Consider the following 627-nt stretch of genomic DNA (forward strand, 5'->3'; position numbering starts at 1 on the left):
GCGTGGTACGCGCACCCGGCGGCGACGACGTAAACGGTGCCGCTGCGCCCGAGCCCGAGGTTGCACAGCGGCCCGGCGAGATCGGCCCGGCCGTTGGTGACGATGTCGAGCGAGGGATAGTCCCCCGGCGCGGAGTCGGAGGTGGCGGTGTGGTGCCCGACCACCCCTTCGACGACGCGCATGCCACCGTGGCCGCGGGTCTGCCAGCCGGGAACCTCGACCACGGGGTAACCAGTGCTGCGAGCGGCGTCGACGAGCCAGGGAACGTACACGGCGATCAGCCCTCCAGGCCGTCGTAGGCCCCGGACTCCGCCTCGGTGTCGGGAGCGTGCGGATCCGCGATCCGGGCGTCGAGAGCGGACCGGGCTTCGCCGAGATCCTTCGGGCGTTGCCGATCGGCGTCCCAGCCTTCGGCGTCCCATTCCGCGGGGGTTTTGACGGGCGTGGAGTCATCGGGCTGGTGAACGATGAAGTCGGTCACGATCGGCCTCCCTGCCCCGAGGGTACCGGAGGCCGATCGCGCGTGACTCACTTCAATTCGGCGGAGGACTTCCCGAGGATGCGCCGGGCGACGATCAACTGCTGAATCTGCTGCGTTCCCTCGAAGATGTCCAGAATCTTGGCGTC

1 protein-coding gene and 1 pseudogene are annotated in these 627 nt (G+C 69.4%); both read right to left on the minus strand.

What is annotated here, in order from left to right; all coding sequences use genetic code 11:
• A pseudogene (locus CCN37_RS38500) lies at window positions 1-272 on the minus strand (N-acetylmuramoyl-L-alanine amidase); the annotation flags it as partial.
• A gap of 5 nt (window positions 273-277) precedes the next feature.
• Window positions 278-481, minus strand: a complete 204-nt coding sequence (locus CCN37_RS38505) for a hypothetical protein (protein WP_086830281.1) — start codon at window positions 479-481, stop codon at window positions 278-280.
• Between the last annotated feature and the right edge of the window lie 146 nt (window positions 482-627).

The organism is Allokutzneria sp. NRRL B-24872, assembly GCF_002155965.1.
Classification (GTDB): Bacteria; Actinomycetota; Actinomycetes; order Mycobacteriales; family Pseudonocardiaceae; genus Allokutzneria.